The organism is Devosia sp. (genome assembly GCF_028290645.1).
Classification (GTDB): Bacteria; Pseudomonadota; Alphaproteobacteria; order Rhizobiales; family Devosiaceae; genus Devosia_A.
The window spans coordinates 1-19,630 of record NZ_JAQGJL010000391.1 but is presented as its reverse complement, the minus strand read 5'-3'; the positions used below and the strand labels follow the sequence as shown (position 1 = coordinate 19,630).

The 19,630-nt window shown below is 66.4% G+C and carries 22 protein-coding genes; 12 read left to right on the top strand and 10 right to left on the bottom strand.

From position 1 onward, the window contains the following. Both JWQ89_RS20810 and JWQ89_RS20805 read left to right on the top strand, forming a co-directional pair. Nucleotides 1–667, top strand: a 667-nt coding sequence (locus tag JWQ89_RS20810) for a gamma-glutamyltransferase (RefSeq protein ID WP_299644273.1), incomplete at its 5' end; no start/stop codon positions are given. A 9-nt stretch (nucleotides 668–676) separates the two neighbouring features. Next, complete coding sequence (locus tag JWQ89_RS20805; RefSeq protein ID WP_299644271.1) at nucleotides 677–1,510, top strand: sulfite exporter TauE/SafE family protein; 834 nt, start codon at nucleotides 677–679, stop codon at nucleotides 1,508–1,510. Here the strand turns inward: JWQ89_RS20805 and dmeF are convergent. The 10 genes from dmeF to JWQ89_RS20755 form a co-directional block, all read right to left on the bottom strand. Then, nucleotides 1,507–2,427 (bottom strand): CDF family Co(II)/Ni(II) efflux transporter DmeF, encoded by a 921-nt coding sequence (gene dmeF, locus JWQ89_RS20800; protein ID WP_299644268.1) that lies wholly within the window; start codon nucleotides 2,425–2,427, stop codon nucleotides 1,507–1,509. The two genes, JWQ89_RS20805 and dmeF, sit on opposite strands and share 4 nt — an antisense overlap. Continuing rightward, nucleotides 2,424–2,696: a metal/formaldehyde-sensitive transcriptional repressor gene (locus tag JWQ89_RS20795; protein WP_299644266.1), complete on the bottom strand. Its 273-nt coding sequence runs from the start codon at nucleotides 2,694–2,696 to the stop codon at nucleotides 2,424–2,426. Before JWQ89_RS20795 ends, dmeF begins: the two co-directional genes overlap by 4 nt. A 108-nt stretch (nucleotides 2,697–2,804) precedes the next feature. Further along, nucleotides 2,805–3,890 (bottom strand): VWA domain-containing protein, encoded by a 1,086-nt coding sequence (locus JWQ89_RS20790; protein ID WP_299644265.1) that lies wholly within the window; start codon nucleotides 3,888–3,890, stop codon nucleotides 2,805–2,807. Between the two features lie 43 nt (nucleotides 3,891–3,933). Continuing rightward, nucleotides 3,934–4,866 (bottom strand): DUF58 domain-containing protein, encoded by a 933-nt coding sequence (locus JWQ89_RS20785; RefSeq protein WP_299644263.1) that lies wholly within the window; start codon nucleotides 4,864–4,866, stop codon nucleotides 3,934–3,936. Further along, nucleotides 4,841–5,860 carry a MoxR family ATPase gene (locus JWQ89_RS20780; protein ID WP_299644262.1) on the bottom strand — a complete coding sequence of 340 codons (1,020 nt, stop codon included), beginning with the start codon at nucleotides 5,858–5,860 and terminating at the stop codon, nucleotides 4,841–4,843. Before JWQ89_RS20780 ends, JWQ89_RS20785 begins: the two co-directional genes overlap by 26 nt. 25 nt (nucleotides 5,861–5,885) lie before the next feature. Continuing rightward, entirely contained in the window at nucleotides 5,886–6,836 is a 951-nt protein-coding gene (locus JWQ89_RS20775; protein WP_299644260.1) for a trypsin-like peptidase domain-containing protein, read from the bottom strand. 202 nt (nucleotides 6,837–7,038) lie between these two features. Beyond that, nucleotides 7,039–8,238, bottom strand: coding sequence for an OpgC domain-containing protein (locus tag JWQ89_RS20770; RefSeq protein WP_299644258.1), 1,200 nt, complete (start codon nucleotides 8,236–8,238; stop codon nucleotides 7,039–7,041). A gap of 28 nt (nucleotides 8,239–8,266) precedes the next feature. After that, nucleotides 8,267–10,015 carry a glucans biosynthesis glucosyltransferase MdoH gene (mdoH, locus tag JWQ89_RS20765; RefSeq protein WP_299644256.1) on the bottom strand — a complete coding sequence of 583 codons (1,749 nt, stop codon included), beginning with the start codon at nucleotides 10,013–10,015 and terminating at the stop codon, nucleotides 8,267–8,269. Between the two features lie 19 nt (nucleotides 10,016–10,034). Beyond that, the gene (locus JWQ89_RS20760; protein ID WP_299644254.1) at nucleotides 10,035–10,178 is read right to left on the bottom strand and encodes a hypothetical protein; all 144 of its coding nucleotides are present in this window, start codon (nucleotides 10,176–10,178) and stop codon (nucleotides 10,035–10,037) included. After that, entirely contained in the window at nucleotides 10,175–11,767 is a 1,593-nt protein-coding gene (locus tag JWQ89_RS20755; RefSeq protein ID WP_299644252.1) for a glucan biosynthesis protein G, read from the bottom strand. The genes JWQ89_RS20760 and JWQ89_RS20755 overlap by 4 nt, the downstream gene beginning before the upstream one ends. A gap of 158 nt (nucleotides 11,768–11,925) precedes the next feature. Between JWQ89_RS20755 and JWQ89_RS20750 the strand changes: the two genes are divergently transcribed. From JWQ89_RS20750 to JWQ89_RS20705, 10 genes are all read left to right on the top strand, one after another. After that, nucleotides 11,926–13,086 (top strand): hypothetical protein, encoded by a 1,161-nt coding sequence (locus tag JWQ89_RS20750; RefSeq protein ID WP_299644251.1) that lies wholly within the window; start codon nucleotides 11,926–11,928, stop codon nucleotides 13,084–13,086. After that, the gene (locus JWQ89_RS20745; protein ID WP_299644249.1) at nucleotides 13,079–13,678 is read left to right on the top strand and encodes a hypothetical protein; all 600 of its coding nucleotides are present in this window, start codon (nucleotides 13,079–13,081) and stop codon (nucleotides 13,676–13,678) included. The genes JWQ89_RS20750 and JWQ89_RS20745 overlap by 8 nt, the downstream gene beginning before the upstream one ends. 78 nt (nucleotides 13,679–13,756) lie before the next feature. Next, nucleotides 13,757–14,299, top strand: coding sequence for an SRPBCC domain-containing protein (locus JWQ89_RS20740; RefSeq protein ID WP_299644248.1), 543 nt, complete (start codon nucleotides 13,757–13,759; stop codon nucleotides 14,297–14,299). Nucleotides 14,300–14,310: 11 nt separating this feature from the next. Continuing rightward, nucleotides 14,311–15,120, top strand: coding sequence for an alpha/beta hydrolase (locus JWQ89_RS20735; RefSeq protein ID WP_299644246.1), 810 nt, complete (start codon nucleotides 14,311–14,313; stop codon nucleotides 15,118–15,120). 14 nt (nucleotides 15,121–15,134) lie between these two features. Next, nucleotides 15,135–15,479, top strand: coding sequence for a metalloregulator ArsR/SmtB family transcription factor (locus JWQ89_RS20730; RefSeq protein ID WP_299644244.1), 345 nt, complete (start codon nucleotides 15,135–15,137; stop codon nucleotides 15,477–15,479). 27 nt (nucleotides 15,480–15,506) lie between these two features. Continuing rightward, nucleotides 15,507–16,175, top strand: a complete 669-nt coding sequence (locus tag JWQ89_RS20725; protein ID WP_299644242.1) for an SRPBCC domain-containing protein — start codon at nucleotides 15,507–15,509, stop codon at nucleotides 16,173–16,175. Then, nucleotides 16,172–16,663, top strand: coding sequence for an SRPBCC domain-containing protein (locus JWQ89_RS20720; protein WP_299644240.1), 492 nt, complete (start codon nucleotides 16,172–16,174; stop codon nucleotides 16,661–16,663). The genes JWQ89_RS20725 and JWQ89_RS20720 overlap by 4 nt, the downstream gene beginning before the upstream one ends. 11 nt (nucleotides 16,664–16,674) lie before the next feature. Beyond that, a complete protein-coding gene (locus tag JWQ89_RS20715) occupies nucleotides 16,675–17,112 on the top strand; it encodes a YdeI/OmpD-associated family protein (RefSeq protein WP_299644238.1) in 438 nt (145 codons plus the stop codon). A gap of 231 nt (nucleotides 17,113–17,343) precedes the next feature. Beyond that, a complete protein-coding gene (locus tag JWQ89_RS20710) occupies nucleotides 17,344–18,144 on the top strand; it encodes an alpha/beta hydrolase (protein WP_299644236.1) in 801 nt (266 codons plus the stop codon). Nucleotides 18,145–18,347: 203 nt separating this feature from the next. Beyond that, the coding region (locus tag JWQ89_RS20705; RefSeq protein WP_299644235.1) for a RecQ family ATP-dependent DNA helicase at nucleotides 18,348–19,630 on the top strand (1,283 nt) is incomplete at its 3' end.

The window sequence follows — 19,630 nt, the reverse complement described above, 5'->3', positions numbered from 1 at the left end:
CGAGAAGCCGGAGGACTGGCTCGCCGCCCACCACCTCGACGGCCTCGCCGCCAGCATCGATCCCGCCCGCGCCGCCCAATGGCCCGATCCGGCAAAGGCCGGCGACACCATCTGGATGGGCGCCGCCGACCGCTACGGCAACGTCGTGAGCTTTATCCAGAGCCTGTTCTGGGAGTTCGGCTCGGGCCTCACCAATCCCGCAACCGGCATCGTCTTCGAGAATCGCGGGGCAGGGTTCTCGCTGCAGCAGGGACCGAACCAGCTGGCGCCCAACAAGCAACCTTTCCACACACTGAACCCGGCTTTGGCCCAGCTCAAGGATGGCCGTGTCATGTCCTACGGCAACATGGGCGGCGAGGGTCAGCCGCAGACCCAGTCCGCGGTATTCTCGCGCTACGCCATGCTGGGCGGCGGACTGCAGCGCGCCATCACCGCGCCGCGCTGGCTGCTCGGCAAGACCTGGGGCGACGTCAACACCCGGCTGAAACTCGAGAACCGGTTCGATCCCGAACTGGTTCAACAGCTCGCGGCGGCAGGCCATGAAACCGAAATCGTCGGCGATTTCGAGGACATGATGGGCCATGCTGGCGCCATCGTCCTCCACCCCTCCGGCACCTTCGAAGCCGCCACCGACCCCCGCGCCGACGGCGCCGCGCTCGCCTTCTAGGACCCTCCCATGGATTTCGCCTCCCTCAGCCTGCCTGACATGCTGCTGCTTGGCGGCGGCCTTGTCGGCGCCTCGATCGTCGCCGGCATCGTCGCCGGCCTGCTCGGCGTCGGCGGCGGCATCGTCATCGTGCCGGTGCTCTACTGGCTGTTCACCTTCACGCACTTCCCCGAGGATCTCGCCATGCACATGGCGGTCGCCACATCGCTGGCGACCATCATCACCACCTCGATCTCCTCGATGCGGGCGCATCACAAGCGCGGCGCGGTGGATTTCCAGTTGCTTCGCCGCTGGGCGCCGGCGCTGGCGGTCGGGGCGCTGGCCGGCGGCCTCGCGGCGCGCTTCTTCGAGCCCGCCGTGCTGACCGGCATCTTCGGCACCGTCGGCATTCTCGTCGCCGTCAACCTCACCATCCCCAAGCCGCTGGTGATCGCCGAGCACTTGCCACCCAATCCCGTACAGGTGGTCATTGCCACGGTGATCGGCTTCGTCTCGTCGCTGATGGGCATCGGCGGCGGCACGCTGGGGGTGCCGACCATGGCGGCGTTCAACTACCCCATCCATCGCGCCGTCGGCACCGCCTCGGCCTTCGGGCTGGTGATCTCGATTCCCGCAGTCATCGGCTTCATCGTCTCGGGCTGGGATATCCCCGGCCGGCCGCCGCTGTCGCTGGGCTATGTGAGCCTCATCGCCACGGCGATCATCCTGCCCTTCACCACCTATTTCGCCCCGCTCGGTGCGCGCCTGGCCCACGCACTCGAGCCCAAGTGGGTGAAGCGCGCCTTCGCCATCTTCCTCACCCTCACCGCCATCAAGATGCTGATGAGCGCGTTCGGGTCCTAGGCCGGCTGAACTTCCACCGTGACGTGAGACAATTCGTGGATGTGGCTCAGCCGAGCCCGGTAGACCTCCGGTGCCTCGGGGGCAGCCGAGGATAGCGCCACGATCGCCGCGTGATGCCCCGGCCCGACCTGCCACACATGCAGGTCGGTGATCCGGTCGCCGCCGGTTTCGACAGCCGCCCGGATTTCGGCGGGCAGGTCCTCCTCGGCCGGTACGTAGTCGACCAGCACGCGCCCCGCATCGCGGACCAGCCCCCACGACCAGCGGGCAATCACCAGGGCGCCCACCACGCCCATCGCCGGGTCGGTCCATTTCCAGCCCAGGACGCTGCCGGCAACCAGGGCCACGATCGCAAGGATCGAGGTAAACGCATCGGCGAGGACATGGAGGTAGGCGGCGCGCAGGTTGTTGTCGCGTTCGCCCTCGTGGTGATGATGATCGCCCTGCGCGTGATCGTGCCCGTGGTGCGCGTGATCGTCGCGCAGCAACCACGCTGAAAGCAGGTTCACGGCAAGGCCGATGACCGCCACCACGATGGCCGTACCGAAACCGATCTGCACCGGCTGGAAAAATCGCACCACGCTCTCCCAGCCGATGATCAGTGCGATCAGCGCCAGGGCGATGGCGCTGGCGAAGGCGGCGAGGTCGCCCACCTTGCCGGTGCCGAACGTGAAGCGCGGATTGTGCGCCTCCCGCCGCGCGAACCCATAGGCCAGCGCCGCGACCAGCATGGCGCCGGCATGGGTGGACATGTGCCAGCCGTCGGCAACCAGCGCCATTGAACCGAGGATCGAGCCGGCGGAAATCTCCGCCACCATCATCGTCGCAGTCAGCGCGATGACGATCCAGATCCGGCGCGCATTGCGATCGTGGTCTTGCCCGAGAAACACATGGCTGTGGCCTGCTGCCGCATTCATTTCAGATAGGTCCTTATGACCTCGACAAGCTCGTCCGCGCCCCGTTGGCGCTCCGCTTCGGAGCCGGCTTCGACGACGTGATACTGGAGGTGCTCCTCCATCAGCTCGGCCGTCAGCCCGTTGATCGCCCCGCGCACCGATGCGACGAGCTGCAGCACGTCGGCACAGCCCAGTTCGGCCTCGAGCGCACGCTCGATCGCATCCACCTGTCCGGCGATCCGCCGTACCCGCGCCGTCAATTTCGTCTTGTTCTGGATCGTGTGGCTCATGCCCGCTACTCCGATAGGGTAGGGGGGTATATTATAGCAGTTGAGCCCATGCGCAAGCCGGAAACGGGAAAACACAGCTGCGGCATAGTTAGCGCCGGGCGCCTGAGCCTAAGCCACGCGCCCGAACCACAACAGCGACAGGCCGGCCGCCGCCAGGGCAAGCAGTGCGCCGACGCCGGCGAAGATGAAGGCGATTTCGGTGAGCTTCTTCTCGCTGATCAGCCGCGTGGAGAGCGAGTTGTAGACGCCGGCGAGGTCGGCAGCGCTCGATGCGGCGTAATATTCGCCATCGGTGGCGTCGGCGATCGCCTGCAGCGTGTCGGCATCGAGTTGCGCCCGCATCGAGCGGCCGCCGAAATCCACCACGTCGCCGGCGGCAGAGCCGAAGCCGACGGTGAACACCCTGACGCCGTAATCCCCGGCGAGCCGACCCGCCGCGACTGGATCGGGGCCCGTGGTGGTGGCGCCGTCGGTGAGCAGGATCACCACCGCGCTCTCGTACGAGCCGGGCTCGACGGGAATGTGCTTCTTGGGCTCCTTTGCGTTCAGCAGCCCATCCGGTTCGCCCGTGGCGCTGAGGTTCTGGCTGAGCTTGCCGCCGAAGCTGGGCAGGCCAAGCTGGTCGCGGGGATCGTTGCCCTCGGCGTCGAAGGTTTCATCGGGAAAGATCGTCGCCAGCGCCACGAGGACACCTGAACCGACCGCCGTGCCGCGCCTCAGGTCGAAATTATTGATCGCCTGCACCAGCGCTTCGCGATCGATGGTCGGCGCCTGCACCAGCACCGCCGCCGAAGCGAAGGCGACGATGCCGATCTGCACGTCGGCCGGCTGGCTCTTGATGAATTCCTTCGCCGCCTCCTGCGCCGCGACGATGCGCGAGGGTTCGACATCGCGGGCCCGCATGGAGCCAGAGACATCCATCGACAGGATCACCGTGGCGCGCGAAGAGGCAAGCTCGACCACCGCGGCCGGCCGCGCCACCGCGATGATCAGCACCGTGATGGCAGCGAGCAGCAGGGCGGGCGGCACATGCCGCCTCCAGCCCACGCCCCTGCCCATCGCCTGCTTGACGATGGCGAGGTTGGCGTAGCGCAGCGCCGATTTCTTGCGACGCCGCATCAGCCAGATATAGGCGGCGATCAGGAGCGGCACCAAGGCCAGCAGCCAGAGCATATCCATCCAGATGAAGGTCATGGCGTCACCCGTCTATCTGCCGCTCCCCGCAACGGGGCGCGGGTTACGTACCCGCCATCGCGGGCAATCCATTGCCGCCGCCGAGCCGCGACTGCACCTTTCGCATGTTGGCAAAGCGCAACACTGCATCCACGAGATCGTCGGTGGTGGACAGTTCGAGCACGTCCAGCCCTGCATTCGCAAAGGCATCCATCACCGCCTCTTCATTTTGCGCTGCGGCGGCGACGAAGCGCCGGCGGAACCGCTTGTCGACCGTATCCACGAACAGCTGCTCACCCGTCTCGGCATCCTGGAACAGCAGGAGCCCGACATCGGGAAGTGCCATGTCGAGCGGGTCGAGCAGCCGCACCGCGATACCTTCGTGGCGCTGGCTCAACTGGAACAGCCCGCTCTCCCAGCCGGGCTTCGAAATGAAATCGGAGACGATGAAACAGATCGAGCGCCGCTTCATCACCGACAGCGCACGCCCGATAAACGCATTGAGGTCGGTTTGCGGCGAGCGCAGCAGACGCGGATTGGCGAACACCTTGTCGAGCAAATGCAGCACGTGCCGTCGTCCGGTATGCGGCGGGATGATGAAATCGGACTGGCCGTTGAACAGGATCGCCCCGACCTTGTTGCCTTGTCGGGTCAGCAGCCGCGCCAGCACGGCCGTGAACTCGGTGAGCATCTGGCGCTTGGTCACCTGGTCCGAGCCGAAATCCACCGAGGGGCTGAGGTCGAGCAGGAACCAGGCGGTGACGTCGCGATCCTCGTTGTAGATGCGCACATGCGGCACCTGGGTCCGCGCCGTGACGTTCCAGTCGATGTGCCGCACATCGTCATAGGGCTGGTATTCGCGCAGGTCCGCGAAATCCAGCCCGAAGCCGCGGAACAGCGTGCGATAGTCGCCCTGCAGCAACCCGTCGAGCCGGCGGATCACCGTCCATTCCAGTCGGCCGAGCAGCTTTTCAGCCTGTCGCTGCGATGCGGACATGTGCCTCCAGGGGTTTGTCAGGGGCCGGAACGGCCTTGAGGATCTGGCCGACGATCTGGTCGGGCGTGATCGAGTCCGAGATCGCCTCGTAGGACAGCACCAGCCGGTGGCGCAGCACGTCCGGCGTGACGTCGAGCACGTCCTCCGGCAGCACGTATTCGCGGCCGCGCAGAAACGCCAGCGCCCGGCCGGCCTCGATCATGTTGATGCTGGCCCGCGGGCTCGCGCCATAGGTGAGGAAGCGCTGCATGTCGCCGAGCCCGGCAAGGGCCGGGTCGCGGGTGGCCGCCACCACCCTCACCGCGAACTGGATCAGCGAGGGGTCGACGAACAGCTGCCGGCACTTGGCCTGCAACGCCACCAGCTGCTCGGTCGTCGCTACCCGCGTCACCGCCTGCATCAGGCCGGTGACGCGCGAGACGATAACGAATTCTTCCTCTTCGCTCGGATAGCCGACAAGAACCTTCATCATGAAGCGGTCGACCTGCGCCTCGGGCAGCGGATAGGTGCCCTCGGTCTCGATCGGGTTCTGTGTGGCCATGACGACGAAGGGGTTGGGCACCTTGTGGGTTTCGCCCGCGATGGTGACCTGTCGCTCCTGCATCACCTCGAGCAGGGCGCTCTGCACCTTGGCCGGCGCGCGGTTGATCTCGTCGGCGAGCAGCAGGTTGCAGAATACCGGCCCCAGCGAGGTCGAGAAGTCACCGGATTTCTGGCTGTAGATGCGCGTGCCGACGAGGTCTGACGGCACGAGGTCCGGGGTGAACTGCACCCGCTTGAAGCTGCCCTGGATGACGTCGGCCAGCGTGTTGACCGTCAGCGTCTTGGCCAGCCCGGGCACGCCTTCGACCAGCAGGTGCCCCTTGGCGAGCAACGCCACCAGCACCCGCTCGAGGAAATGGTCCTGTCCGACCACGACCTTCTTCACTTCGTACAGCACCTGCTCCATCAGCGAAGCGACGGCAGGGCCGGAGTTCTGCGATGTGTCGTCCATTTTCTCCGTCGGGGTTCGAGTTCAGTTACAGCGGGTTCTCTCCTGCGGCGCCGGCGGCGCTTTCGATCGGCACGGCAAAGCCGATGCCGGCAAAGGTCCGAAGGCCGGATGGATTGAGTATGGCGGTGACGATGCCCACCACCTCGCCATCGGCATTGACCAGCGGTCCGCCGGAATTGCCCGGGTTGGCGGCCGCGTCGAACTGGATGAGGTTCTTCAGCTTGGGCTCGCCTGCCTCGGCGAGGACGCGGCCCAGACCGGAGATCACGCCGGCCGATGCCGATGGGCCGATGCCGAAGGGAAAGCCCACCGCCACCACGTCGTCGCCCGGATTGAGCCCGGCGCTCGAGGCGAGGGTGGCAGGCTCCAGTTCGTCGGGCAGGTTGCGCGGCCGGATGATCGCTAGGTCGCTGTCGGCCCGTGCGCCGACCAGCGTCGCCGGGGATTCGGTGCCGTCCCAGAACTGCACGCGCAGGTTCTTTGCCGCCGCAGCGACGTGGAGGTTGGTCAGGATGGTTCCCATGTCATCGATGATGACGCCGGTCCCGACGGCGGTGAACTGCTCGTGGAAGTCCTCTTCCACCTTGCCGCCGGCCGGATTTTCGGCGGCCTGGCTTTCGGGCTTGGCAGCCGAGGGATCCCCCGGGCGTTCTTCGTAGCCATCGACGCGCACCACCGACCGGATGACCTTGGCGTAGGCGACCGACTGGGTCGAGGGACCACGTGGACGCTCGTCGACCACCTTGTTGACCGCGCTCGTGAACTGCCAGTCGCTGATGCGCTGCGGATCGATGGAGATAAGGTCGTAGGCGCCCACCAGCAGCAGCGTCACCAGCGCGCTCACACCGACCAGCACCGGTCCCTGATGGCGCCGGTAGAGCCCCGCGGACCAGGCGCCCACGCGGCGCCGAAGCGACGGGGGACTGTCCTCATCGGGAAGATCGACATAGACCGGGCTGACACCATCCGGCGCCACCCATGTAGAACCTGCCGAGCTTCGCGGCCTCTGTGACCGGCTATAGAGTGGTCGCCGTCTCGTCATCCAACGCTCCCCGCGTTCGAGTACAGGCATTCCCCTCCCTTGATCACGCTAGCCCCGGCGGCAGCCACACAGCAAGGCGCTAGATTGTCGTGATTGTAGCTTCTCTCCGAAAAGTGACAGGCCTGTGTGCCGGCCGTCAGCCGGCCGCGCGCCGCGCCGCAGCCCGCTGGCGCGCCTGTTCCTGAGTTCGCGTAAGCACATAGGCGAGCCCGATGAGGAGCAGCAGGCCGCCGCCGAGCAGCAGCGTATCGAGCAAGAACCCGGCGTCGATGCCGGTCTTCACCGCCTGGAGGAACAGGCTCAGCACCGTGCCGACGGCAAACACCGCGAGGCCCTGACGGCCCATCAATCTCAGGGGCGCGGCCACTCGCGATTCGGCGATATGGCGAACCACCCCCAGCGACGCGAGCACATAGAACAGCGCAAGCGCATGCAGCAGGCGGGGCAGGGCGAGGAAGGTCTTGTCGAACCAGGTGATGTAAAACGGCAGCCCAAGCTTGCTGAAGAAACCGAGGATGCTCCGCCCGGCATCCCCCAGCGGCGGGATCTTCACCCACAGCAGCACGAACACCACCAGGGCCGCCGAGAGCCCGAACAGCAGCGGGCTCCGCGGCACGAACCGGCGCCCCTGCTTCATCGCCATGCCCGACAGCAGCCCGACGACAAACAGCACCTGCCAGGAAAGCGGGTCGAAGAACCAGCCGCCCTGGGTGGGGTAGTTCGGAAAGTTGAGCCGGAACTGCCCGGCGATCGCCCAGATGAGGATCGAGCCCACCATGGTCTGTACCGGCCAGCGCTGGCCGAGCCCGATGATCAGCGGCGTCGCCAGCAGCAGGATGATGTAGAGCGGCAATATATTGAGATAGCCGAGTTGGTGCGTCATCAGCGGCAGCCCGATCATGGTCTGCAGCGGGAAGCCGAAGATCGGCGCGATGTTGTTCTTCTCCAGCACCTCGTCGAGCCCGAACCCCAGCGCTGCCGCTGCGAAGATCGCAAGGGCGATCATGGTGATCGAGAGGTGGACGAAATAAAGCTGCCGCGCCCGCGCCCACACCCTGGCGATCGCCGGCCACAGCGCTCCGCCGGCGAACGCGCTCGAATAGGCCAGCCCGGCAGCAAGGCCCGACATGAAGACGAACGCCTCGGCGGCGTCGGAGAAGCCGAAATTGCGGCTGGTGTAGTTTTCGTAGAAATTGCCCGGCACGTGGTTGATGAAGATCATCACCAGCGCCAGGCCGCGGAACATGTCGAGCCGCGCATCGCGACCGATGAGGGGGGCGACGGCCTCGTCAGCGGCAGCCGGATGGCCGACGAGGACCTTGAGTCGCTCGAACAATGGCGCGCGCTTCAGGCCGGCCGGGGTTTCAGGCAGGGACAGGGGTAACTCCGGGGGTAGCGGATTCCGGCAGGGTGGAGCCCTGCTGGGTCCAGCTGAGATAGATTTGCTGCTGCTCGACGATCACCGCTGCGGGAGCGGTCTCGCTGGGGGTGCGGAAGAGAATGGGCTTGCGCCTGCTCGAAATGCCGAGCGATGTGGCGGCAATCAGGAGCGGGGCCCCGATGGCGGGCAGCGCCACCGGCAGCAGCCACGGCACCAGCCCCGGCGCGAAGGCCAGAGCCACCGCCGTCACCATTGCGCCTGCCACCGTCACCCACCAGCTCGCGGCGAAGGCGAGGGCAAGGCCCACCCGGCCTTCCGAGCGGTTGGTCGCCGGCCAGCCGCCGTCGAGTCCAAGGAGGATTTCGGTAACTGCCTTGCTCTGGAAGCACAGCATGATCGGCGCCAGCAGCGTGGAAATGACGATCTCGCAAATCACCGACAGCGGCGCACGAAGGATGCCGCCGAACCGCTTGTTGCGTCCTCCGATCGTCGATCGCACGAGGATCAGCAGCTTGGGCAGCAGCAGCGTCACCGCCACCGCCACCGCCAGCACCCAGATGCCGGTCTCGTTGGAGCGCCACCAGTAGCGGCTCCGCAGCGCCTCATCGAGGATGCTGGTGGCGAGCAGCGCCAGCCAGAGCGGCGATGCGGCATAGGCCATGATGCCCTGCACGAACGTGAAGCGGCTCCAGAACTTGAGGCCCGGCGCGCCGAGCAGGCGGCGGTGCTGCAGGTTGCCCTGGCACCAGCGCCGGTCGCGTTTGGCATATTCGATGAGGTTCTCCGGCCCTTCCTCGAACGAGCCGCCCAGATACGGGTCGACCTCGACCTTCCAGCCGGCGCGTGACAGCAGCGCCGCCTCGACATAGTCGTGGCTGAGGATGTGCCCGCCGGCAGGGGGCTTGCCCGACAGCACCGGCAGCCCGCAGCTCGCGGCGAACGCCTTCACCCGCACCATGGCGTTGTGGCCCCAGTACGGTCCTTCCTCACCCTGCATCCGCGCAGTGCCGCACGCGAAATGCGGCGAGAGATACGCCGACGAGAACTGCATCAGCCGGCCGAAGAGGCTCCGTGCATTGATCACCTGCGGCACGCTCTGCAACAGCCCGAGCCGCTCGTCCTCGTCCATCCGCCGGGCCATCTCGGCAATGGTCGCGCCGTCCATCAGGCTGTCGGCATCGAGGATCAATGCATAGTCATAGGCGCCCCCCGAGCGCGACACGAAGTCCTCGATATTGCCCGCCTTCTTGCCGGTGTTGCGCTCGCGTCGGCGATAGAACATCCGGCCGGCGGCCATTGGTTCGTGCAACAGCTGCTCGAACCGGATCACCTCCTCGGCAGCCACCTCCATGGAGTTGGTGTCCGACAGGATGGCGAAATGGAACCGCTCGGCGATCCCCAGCCCCACGAGGCTGCGGTTCATCGCCGCGATGCGCGAGAAGCTCGCCGCCGCGTCCTCGTTGTAGATCGGCATCAGGATGGCGGTCATGCCCTCGGGCCGCCCCGGGGCAGGGATCGTTCGCTTCGGCGGGACCAGCACGCCGAGCACCCCCGCAACACCGCCCCATACCAGCCAGAAGCCGCTGAGCGCGAACAGCGCCGTGCGCAGAAGGTCGAGCGCGCTGACGCCGTCGGCGCCGATGAAGCTCAGGTACAGCCAGCCGCCCCCGAAGCTCAACAGGGCGGCCGCGCCAAGCGCAACTGAACGGGTGAGTTGGGTACCGTGCGGCATGGGGTGGGCTCCCAGCCGGTTAGGCCCGTGGCCGCGCCGCCGCGAATACCGCCCGCAGGGCAGTGAACAGCGGGGTACGCTGGCGCTCCAGCACCTGCTTGGGCATGGCTAGGGGGGCATCCGGCAGGCCGCCCGGAAAGTCCATCGAACTGTCGTACTTCATGCAGGGGCCCTCCATTGATAGAGCCAGGTTTCCGTCAGCGTCCGGCCCGTGCTGGCGATATTGGCCTTGAGTTCCACGGGCCCCGGCCCATCGATCATCACGTCGAGCGCCAGCCGCCAATGCCCGTTGGCAGCAATCTTCGACAGCGCTGAGGAGGTGATCTCCCCGCCGGAGGCGGTCGCGATGACGTCGAGCTTGGCATCGGTCGGCATGGTGTCGAGTTCGCCACCGGAGAAGTCGATGACGAACTTCCTCAGTTTCTCGTCGTTGGCGACGCCGGACACGCCACCCTGTCCGGCGCGCGTCTCCACCACGTAGGCGAGCGGTGTGTCTTTTTTGGGCAGCAGGTCGCCCCAGATAAGGCGGTAATGGAACTCGCGCTCGTCGCCCGCCTTGACCGGATCGGTCGGGATCCAGAAGGCGACGATATTGTCGTCCACTTCCAGCTTGCTCGGAGCCTCGATCAGCCTGACGCTGCCCTGGCCCCAGTCGCCAACCGGCTCAATCCGCGCCGAGGGGCGCCGCTCGTAATGCGCGCCGGCGTCCTGGTAGGTCTCGAAACTGCGGTCGCGCTGATAGAGCCCGAAGGCCCGCGGGTTGTTCTGCCACAGATACGAATTGCCGAGCTGGTCGCTGTTGTTCAGCGCCCGCCAGAACACCTCGCCGTCGCGCTCGATGAGCAAGCCATTGCTGTCATGCACCTGCGGCCGGTAATCGTCGAAGCCGGCGCGGTTGGTTTCCGCGAACAGGAACATCGAGGTCAGCGGGGCGATGCCGATTTCCCCGATATCGGCGCGGAAGAACAGCCGGGCCGTGATGTCGATCACCGTCTCCTGCGCCGCGTCGCTCGCCGGCGTGATTTCGAACCGATAGGCGCCCGTCACGCTCGGCCCCTCGAGGCTCGCATAAGCGACCAGCGGCTGCCCCTCGGTCGGGCGCTCCAGCCAGAATGCCGAAAAGCGCGGGAACTCTTCCGGGCCCGATACCCATGAGTTGATGACGAGGCCACGGGCGCTGAGCCCGTAAACGTTGTTGCGCCCCAGGGCGCGGAAATAGCTTGAACCGAGGAACGACACCAGTTCGTCCATCTTGTCGGGCTGGTTCACCGGGTAGTTGATACGGAAGCCGGCGATGCCGGGGAACGGCTCGGCCGCCGCCTCCACTCCCATCGAATTGTCGAAGAAGTGGAAATCGGCGTTCGAAAAGCCGAACGGGCGCGCCTGTCCGTTGGCGACCTCGAATACCCCGACCGGCTCCTTGAACAGCCAGCCCATCGGGAAAGCCTGCACCTGGAAGCCCGAATTGTTGTCGAGCCATTTGGCGTGCGCCGGGTCGAACTGGATCTTGCGGTAGCCGTCATAGTTCAGGCCCGCAAACAGCTTGGGCAACGGCGCGACGGACGCGTCGAACGTTTCAGCCGCTTTGGCGCGCACCTGTGCGGTCAGCACGTCGAAATCAAACGCCTGCGCACCGCTCTCCTGGGCGGAGGCTACTCGGGTAAGGGACGTGGTGGTGAGCAGCGCGGCAGTCGCCGCGGCGGCCTTCAGGAAGGCTCGCCGACCGAGCTGATAGGTGGGAATCGAATACATCTAGTTACGCTGGTAAGTGCCCGGGCACACAAACACGATTTTCGGAACGCCGTTGAGCGTTGAAAGTTGTCGCATGACAGCTATGCACTCCCCGAATGGATATGAATTCGCCGCAATGGGTTAGGATTTATGCCGATTGCCGCATTTCGGATACCAAGATGAGCGACGCCGTCGCCCTGCGACCCTCGCGGAGTCTGCCCCTCGGGGCAGTGCTCATTCTCATCCCGCTCGCCCTTGCGATCGCCGGGCTCGCGATCCGCTATGCGGCCTATTCAACCGTGGCGCAGGACGCCTCGCTCGCCAAATTCGCCGAGGGCATGTGCCAATGGGATTGCGCCTGGTACATCAAGCTTTCGGAGACCGGCTACGACCCGTTCCCCATCCCGACCATGATCAACGCCGGGAACTGGGCCTTCTTCCCGCTCTACCCGATCCTCGTTGCCGTCGTGCGCACCCTCACCGGCCTCGAGACCATCGTCGCGGCGACCGGCCTGTCGATCGTCTTCTGCATCGCCTCGGCACGCGTCGCCTGGCCGCTGCTCGGCAAGGGCCTCCGCGCCTACACGCTGTTCTCCGCCTACCTCCTCGCCGGCCCATTCTCGATCTGGTTCACCACTTTCTACACCGAGGTGCTGTTCCTTTTCCTGACCATCTGCGTCTTCGTCGCGTTGCAGAAGCGCCAGTTCCTCCTCGCCGGCCTGTTCGCGGCGCTGCTCTCGGCCACGCGCATCGTCGGCGTATTCATCGTTTTCGCCATCCTCATCGAAATCTGGCGCGCTCATCGCGGGGCCGGCGGTACCTGGCGCGACTTCGTGCCTGCAGTGCTGCGCCGCCCCGACCTGCTGCTGGCGCTGTTCGTCGCCCCGCTCGGGCTCTTCGGCTACATGGCGTACCTCCATTTCCACATCGGCGACGCGCTCGCCTTCAGCCACGTGCAGCGCGCCTGGTCCCGGCCAACCGGCAACCCCGCCGTATTCGTCTGGAATGCGCTCACCAGCTTCCCCAAGGAAGGGTGGGTCCCCACCCCCTCGCAGCAGCTAGCCGTCGCCACCCTCGCCGGCTACGCCCTTGCCATCGCACTGCTCGTGCGCCGGCAATACGCCATGGGCGTCTACGCCCTGATCTGCCTCACCTTGCCGCTGTTCGCCGGCATGGCCTCGATGCTGCGCTTCACCGCCGCTCTCGCCCCCATCCCGCTGATGCTGACCCGGTTGCTCGCCACCTATCGCTGGCTCTTCGCCGTGTCGCTGATCGTCCTCCTCGCCGCCGGCTACTTGGCCACCATTGGTTGGCTGACGGGGTATCTGAGCCTTGTCTAGCCCGCTCCGCCTCGGCGCCTATCTGCTGGTCGGCATCCTCGCCCTGTTCGAGCTCGGCGTCGTGTGGCTGATGCTGCACCCCGACGTGCCGCCCGAGTACCGCGCCTATTTCATCGACAAGACCACCACCTGCCTCAACCAGCCCGTCGCCGGCACCTACAGCCTCGGAACCACCATCCCCTTCACCCCGGAAGGGCGGGATCTGGCGAAACCCATCCGCGTCTGCGGCTGGGAGGGGCCCGTGGGCGACGGCAACCACGCCGTCGGCACCAGCGCCCGCCTCCGCTTCGTCTATCCGGAGCCGGCGAGGGCCCTCACATTGAAGCTCCGGATGGTGGCGGTGCAGCGCGACGATCATCCGACCCAACGCGTCCAGGTCGTCGTCAACGGCGAGACCGTCGATACGCTGACCGTCGCGCGCGACCCGCCGCAGGACTTCTCGGTCGACCTGCCGCACAGCCTTGTCACTGCCGCGTCCGGCAGGATCGATCTCGAACTCCGCTTCCCCGACGCCGTGCAGATGGGTCCGACCGATCCCGACAACCGTCGCCGTTCGATCAAGCTCCTCTCCGCCGCACTTATTCCCGCCTGAGCGTCCTTAACCGAACGGTTGACAAGCCTTCGCGGCTGTTGTATTCAACCAATAAGTTATCAACTGTAGGGTTGAGTTATGGACTGCGTTGAACTCCCCGGCGACCGCGCCCCGAACCTCTCGACCGTCACCACGCCGGCCGACGATCCGGTCATTGTCATCGCTCGCAGCTTTGCCGCCCCGCGTGCGCTGGTCTGGCGCTGCTACACCGACCCGGTCCATCTGGTGCATTTCTGGGGCCCCAAGGGCGCCAGCAACCCGGTGAGCGAAGTCGACCTCCGCGTCGGCGGCGCCTGGCGGCAGGTGATGCGTTTCGCCTCCGGCAACGAGTACGGCTACACCAGCGCCTATCTTGAGGTCACCCCGCCCGAGCGCCTGGTCTGGCGCGATGCGCCTGCCGGCTACCGCTTCGGCGACTCGCTGCCGCCGGCCGCCATGGTCACCGAGCTGACCCTCGCCGAGGCATCCGGCCGCACCGCCATCACCGTCACTGTCCGCTTCACCTCGCTGCCGGCCCGCGACGAGGCCGTCACCCAGGGCTTCGCCCGCACCGTCCTAGAAGGCAGCGACAAGCTCGACACCTATCTCGAAACCCTCCGCGCCCAGGCGGCGCAAAGCTAGGAGACCCGACAATGCCCACCTTCACATCGAAAGACGGCACTTCCATCGCCTACGACGTGCGCGGCTCCGGTCCGGCCGTCATCCTCATCGATGGCGCCTGGTGCGGCCGCAACATGGGCCCCATGCCCAAGCTGGCACCCCTGCTGGCCCCGCATTTCACCGTCTACAACTACGACCGGCGCAGTCGCGGCGACAGCTCGGTCTCGACCGATTATTCGCCCGACCGCGAATACGAGGATCTGGCCGCGCTGATCGACATCGCCGGCGGCTCCGCCAGCCTCTATGGCACCTCGTCCGGTGCCGCGCTGGCCCTGTTCGCCACTGCTCGCGGCCTGCCGGTCGATCGCCTCGCGATATTCGAGCCGCCCTTCACCGACGTTCCCGGCGGCAAGCCGATGCCCAGGGGCTACCAGCAGGAAGTGGAGCGTCTTGTCGCCGAAGATCGGCGGCCCGAGCTCGCAAGGTTCTTCATGGTGAAAATGATCGGCATGCCCGGCATCATGATGCCGCTCATGCGGTTCAACCCCGGCTGGAAGGCGATGCTGCACAACGCGCCGAGCCTGCCCCACGATACCGCGATCATGCAGGGCTACGGCTTCCCGACCGAGGTAGCGCGCTCCATTCGCGTGCCGACCATCGTGATGTCGGGCGACAAGACCTTCAAGCAATTGAAGGAACCGGTGCGGCTGGCCCGCGAGACCATCCCGGGCGCCCGCTTCGCCTCATTGCCCGGCCAGAGCCACGACGCTGCAGCCGAGCTCGTCGCCCCTGTCCTGATCGACTTCTTCACCGGCGCCGACGCTGCCCGCGTCGCCGCCTGATGTCCGAGACCCAGATGAGCGACCACCTGTCCACCACCCTCTCCGCCCTCGCCGACCCGACCCGCCGCGGCATCCTTGCCCGGCTGTCGCGCGGCGAGGCGACGGTCAGCGAACTCGCCGAGCCCTACGACATGTCGATGGCTGCCGTCTCCAAGCACCTTAAGGTGCTGGAAAAGGCCGGGCTGATCTCCCGCGGCAAGGAGGCCCAGTGGCGTCCCTGCAAGCTCGAGGCCGCCCCGATGCGCGAAGTCGCGGACTGGGTCGAGAACTACCGCCGCTTCTGGGAGGAAAGCCTCGATCGCCTGGGCGACTACCTGGCCGAATTGCAGAAGGGGGACTCCGGCGGCTCCCGGAACTGATCCGGAGGCACCGGCCCGAAACAAGTGATGCAGCGACCCAAGGTCATAGCGCTCTCGGACTACCTCCGGCAGCGCGACGCCGAAGCCTTGCGCCTGAGGCAACGGGCCTTAACCGCCCACTGGTTCGTGCTCTACTGGCGATACTGGGAGGAAAGCCTCGATCGCCTCGACGCCTACCTGATGAAACTCAAGGAGCTGAAAATGCCTCTCGACAACCTGAAGATCGATGCCCCGGCCAACGAGGCCATCGTCGTCGCCACCCGCGACTTCGCCGCCCCGCGCGCCCTGGTGTGGAAAGTCATGACCGAGCCCGAGCACGTCGCGCGCTGGTGGGGCACCGAGGGCCAACGGAACGTCATCACCTCGTTCGACGTACGCCCCGGCGGCAAGTGGCGCGTCGAGTCCCACAATCCCGACGGCAAGCTCTACATCTTCATCGGCGAGTATCGCGAGGTGAACGAGCCCGAGAAGTTCGTCTGGACCTTCGGCATGGAGAACATGTTCATTGGCAAGACCCTGCTAGAAACCCACACCTTCGGGGAAGACGGCGCCATCACGCACTACAAATCGATCTCCAACTACGACAGCATCGAGGATCGCGACGGCATGATCGCCTCCGGCATGGAGATCGGGATGCGCCATGGCTTCATGGTCATGGACTCGATCCTCGCCGAACTCAAGGAAACGGCAAAATGATCGACTCCCTTGCCGCCGTCCCCGACGACCGCCGGCTCGAACTCATGCGCGAGTTCGATGCTCCGCGCGAGCTGGTCTGGATGGCCTTCGCCGATCCCTATCATCTCAGCCAGTGGTGGGGCCCGAAAGGCTTCACCAACCCGGTCTGCGAGATCGACCTCAGGGTCGGCGGCAAGTGGCACCACGTGATGCGCGGACCGGACGGCCGGGACTTCCCGACCGACAGCGAGTTCATCGAGGTGAGTCCGCCCGAGCGCATCGTCTACCGCAACGCGGCAGCGACCGCCGCGGTGTTCGGCCACAATCCGCCGCCGAGCTTCATCCGCGTCATCACGTTGGCCGATCTCGGCAACGGCCGCACCCGGCTGACGCTGGTCGCTTACTTCGACACCGCCGCACACAAGCAGGCTGTCGTCGACCGCGGCTTCTACCAGGGTACCATGGAGAGCTTCGACAAGCTCGTCGCCCACCTTGCAACCTTGACCTGAGGAGCGGGCCGATGAAGTTCACGACCACCATACTGCAGTCCGGCAACAACACCGGCATAGTCGTGCCCTCAGCGGTGCGCGACGAGCTCGGTGGCGGCAAGAACCCGCTGGTCGTCGTCACGCTGGCCGGCCACACCTGGCGCAGCAAGGTCGCGACCATGGGCGACAGGCTGCTCATCGGCGTCAGTGCCGAGATCCGCGGCATTACCGGCGTCAGGGGCAGCGAGACCCACGAAGTCGAGTTGCTCCTCGACGACCGGCCCCGCGTCATCGAAGCCCCCGGCGACCTGCAGGCCGCCCTCGATGCCGACCCCGTCGCCAAAGCCGCATGGGACAAGCTCGCTCCCAGCCACAAGAAGGCCCACGTCACCGCCATCGAAGGCGCCAAGACCCCCTATACCCGCCTGCGCCGCGTCCAGAAAGCGATCGAAATGCTGACCGACGGCTGATCCCGCCCTCCCCCGCCACGCGGGGGAGGGGGACCGCCGAGAGGCGGTGGAGGGGGCGACCCCAACCACGAAACCATCACCTCCGTCACCCGCCACCCGCGGGACCGGCGAAGCCATATCCGAAGGAGACTTCAAATGCTGAGACGAACCGTACTTGCCCTCGCCGTCCTCGCCAGCTTTGCTCTGGCCGCGCCGGTCACCTCATCCCTCGCTCAACAAGGAGCCACCCCCATGCCCACTCCCACCAAGTCCGGCTACGTCCCCGTCAATGGCGGCAAGGTCTACTACGCCACCTATGGCGAGGGCTCGCCGCTCGTCCTGCTGCACGGCGGCCTGATGACCATCGAGGCCTTCGGCCCCGTCCTCCCCGGGCTCGCCGAAACCCACGAGGTGATCGCCGTCGAGGCGCAGGGCCACGGCCGCACCGGCCCGCTCGACCGGCCCATGAGCTTCGAGAACATGGCCGCCGACGTCGCCGAGGTCATCCGCTCGCTCGGCTACGACAAGGTCGACGTCGTGGGCTACTCGATGGGCGGCAGCATGGGCCTCCGCCTGGCGCTCGATCACCCCGAGCTGGTCAAGAGGCTGGTCATCGCCTCCGCCCCCTACGCCTTCTCCGGCTGGCACGATTACAACCAGCAGGGCATGCGCGGGCTCAATTCCAGCTTCGCCGACAGCATGAAGGGCACGCCCCTCTACGAAGGCTTCGCCGCCGTGAACCCCGACCCCGCGACCAATTTCCCCAAGCTCCTCGACCAGATGACCTACATGGGCAAGGACTATGACTGGTCGGCCGAGATCCCGAACCTCAAGGTCCCCACCGAGCTGATCGTCGGCGACTGGGACGCCGTCCGCACCAGCCACACCGCGAAGTTCTTCGAGCTGCTCGGTGGCGGCCTGCAGGATGCCCAGTGGGACGGCTCAGGCATGAACCAGAACCGCCTCGCCATCCTCCCGGGCGTCACCCACTACACCATGATGAACTCGCCCAAGCTCGCCGAAACCGCGCTGGCGTTCATCGACGCCAGGTGACTGGTTGGCACAGGCCCAACGCCCTTCTCGGTGTCATCCCAGCGAAAGCTGGGACCCAACTCTCGGCCCGCGCCGGCGGTGAGTTGGGTCCCGGCTCTCCGGTCGGGATGACATCGCGTTTGTAGGACACATCAGCCGACAACAGCCGTCCGCGACGGCGTTAACTCTTGACCCCACCCCCCAACTTCCGACTCTATCGCCCCATGCTTGAGTCGCTCTTCGACACAGCCCCGCGCGACCCCGCCGAAATCCTCCGCACCGTGTTCGGGCACCAGAGTTTTCGCGGCCAGCAGGAGGATGTCGTCCGCCACGTCACCGGTGGCGGCGATGCCGTGGTGCTGTTCCCCACCGGCGCCGGCAAGTCGATGTGCTACCAGCTCCCGGCGCTCGCCCGCCCCGGCGTCGGCATCGTCGTCTCGCCGCTGATCGCCCTGATGCGCGATCAGGTCGAGGCGCTGAAGCAGGCCGGCGTCAACGCCGCGACGCTCAACTCCTCGATCTCCTCCGAAGAGTCCTCGCGTACCTTCCGCGACCTCAAGTCCGGCACCCTCGACCTGCTCTACGTCGCCCCCGAGCGCCTCGTCCTCCCCGGCTTCAAGTCGATGATGCAGGGCGTCAAAATCTCCATCATCGCTATCGACGAGGCCCACTGCGTCAGCCAGTGGGGCCACGATTTCCGCCCCGAATACCGCGAGCTCGCCTCGATCGCTGCCGACTATCCCGGTGTTCCCCGCATCGCGCTCACCGCCACCGCCGACCCCACCACCCGCGATGACATCGTCGAGCGCCTCGGCCTCACCGATGCCCGCATCTTCACCACCAGCTTCGACCGGCCGAACATCAGCTACTCGATCGTCGAGCGCGACAATCCCCGCCAGCAGCTGAAGAGCTTCCTCGCCCGCCACACCGGCAATTCCGGCATCGTCTATTGCCTATCGCGCAAGAAGGTCGAAAGCGTCGCCGAGTGGCTCAACAAGGAGGGCATCCGCGCGCTGCCCTACCACGCCGGCATGAACGTCCGCGAGCGCAGCGCCAACCAGGACGCGTTCCTCAAGGAGGATGCGCTCTGCCTCGTCGCCACCGTCGCCTTCGGCATGGGGATCGACAAGCCCGACGTCCGCTACGTCGCCCACATGGACCTGCCTTCATCGATCGAGGCCTACTACCAGGAGACCGGCCGCGCCGGCCGCGATGGCCTGCCGGCCGAGGCCTGGATGTGCTACGGCATGGCCGACGTCGCCCAGCGCCGCCGCATGATCGACGAAGGCGCCGCCCCCGATGAGGTCAAGCGCGTCGAGCGGCTGAAGCTCACCGCGCTGCTGGCCGTCTGCGAAACCCCCGAGTGCCGCCGCAAGGCCATCCTCGCGCATTTCGGCGAGGGCCACGCCGGCCAGTGCAACAACTGCGACACCTGCCTCGTGCCGGTCGAGACCTGGGCCGGCTCGGATGCCGCCATCAAGGCCATGGCCGCCGTCTACCGCACTGG